Source organism: Paraburkholderia sejongensis (assembly GCF_020880815.1).
Lineage (GTDB): Bacteria > Pseudomonadota > Gammaproteobacteria > Burkholderiales > Burkholderiaceae > Paraburkholderia > Paraburkholderia sejongensis.
Genome location: NZ_JAJITD010000047.1, coordinates 1 through 1,509, shown reverse-complemented (window position 1 = coordinate 1,509; position 1,509 = coordinate 1). Strand labels below are relative to the sequence as shown.

Here is a 1,509-nt window from a genome sequence, read left to right as displayed (position 1 = left end):
GGGGATGCGGCTAAAATCCTGGACTGGTTATGCCACGATTCCAAGACTTTCCCGGTATTCGAGTGGGCTCAGGGAGCCGAGCGAGACCTTGATCCGAGTTGCGTTGTACCAGCGAATATACGAGTCAAGGACTTCAATGAAGTCATCAACCGTCGTAGCCCTCCAGTCACGAGGATAGAACAGTTCCGTTTTGAGCCGGCCGAAGAAGCCTTCACAGGCCGCGTTATCAGGTGAGCATCCTTTGCGTGACATCGAGCGAACAAGTTTGGCATCGCGCATCCGCGATAGCCATCCAGGCCAACGATAGTGCGCACCGCGATCGGAGTGGACCACTGGCCGATCATCACTATCACCCATCGACTCGATGGCCGAATCCAGCATGGTATTGACGAGTTCAGCATCTGGCCGCGTCCCGATCGTCCAGCTCACGACGAGACCGTCGAAGCAGTCGATCAGCGGCGACAGATAGACCTTGCCCGCCGGGAGCTGGAATTCAGTGATATCGGTGAGCCATTTCTGATTCGGAGCGGTCGCCCGGAAATCGCGATTGATGAGGTTCCCCGGCGCGGGGCTGATTTCTCCACGATAGGAGCCGTAGCGGCGTCGCCTGGTTGTGGCAGCAGCCAGACCTTCCTGCCGCATTAAACGTCGCACCACCTTCTCCGAGATGAATACCTGCTGCCTGCCTAATGCTGCACGGATTCGACGATAGCCGTAGCAACGGTAATTGAGCTCGAAGATGTTGGCGATGACGCCACGTGCAGCCGCATACTTGTCGGCCAATAGCAGGCGTGCGCGATGATAGAAATAGGAGCTGCGGGCAAGCCCTAGGACGGCCAGCAACTCCGGCAACGCGTAGGTTTGCTTCAGGGCGTCAACCAGCATCGTTTTCTCCCGGTTGTTCAGGAGTTGCGGGTTGGCGCCCATCTCTTTTTTTATCAGTTCGTTCGCCTTCTTGAGGATATCGCGCTCGAGCTCCAGCTTCCGGATGTCGCGTCGAAGCGATTCGACCTGCTGTTCCAGCACCGAACGCTCAAGGTTCGGTGCCGGCTTCTTCTGGCGTCTCATGGATGCTGGAACCTCCTGACCGAGTAGCTGGTTCTTCCAGTTATACAGCAGAGGCCTGCTCACGCCAGCCCTCCGAGCGACTGCGCTCGCGCTTTCCTCTCTGGTGCACAGTTCAATGACGGCCGCCTGCCGAACCTCGCGCGATTTCGGAACGCTTCCAGCCACCCTTCCTACAGTACGCTTGCCGATCTCGGGACACAATTCCTCGATCCATTTGGCAAACGTACCGCGACTCGGATAGCCCAACGCCTTCAAGGTCGCAGCAGCGCATCGGTCGTGGCTCAGATAGTGATCGACAGCAGCCCGTTTCTGTCGAGCCGAATACCTTGGCGCGGCACGAACATAGCCAGCTCGCAAATCATGGCACCGTTCGTACTCGCGATGCCACGCCTTCAGCGAATTCTTTGTCGGGTAACCCAGCTGTCTGATGGTCGCCCTGAT

Annotated in this window: 1 protein-coding gene; it reads right to left on the bottom strand. The window is 57.8% G+C overall.

The window, feature by feature from the left end:
* Nucleotides 1–27 precede the first annotated feature (27 nt).
* A partial coding sequence (locus LJ656_RS34810; protein WP_230513951.1) for an IS3 family transposase occupies nt 28–1,509 on the bottom strand: 1,482 nt, incomplete at its 5' end.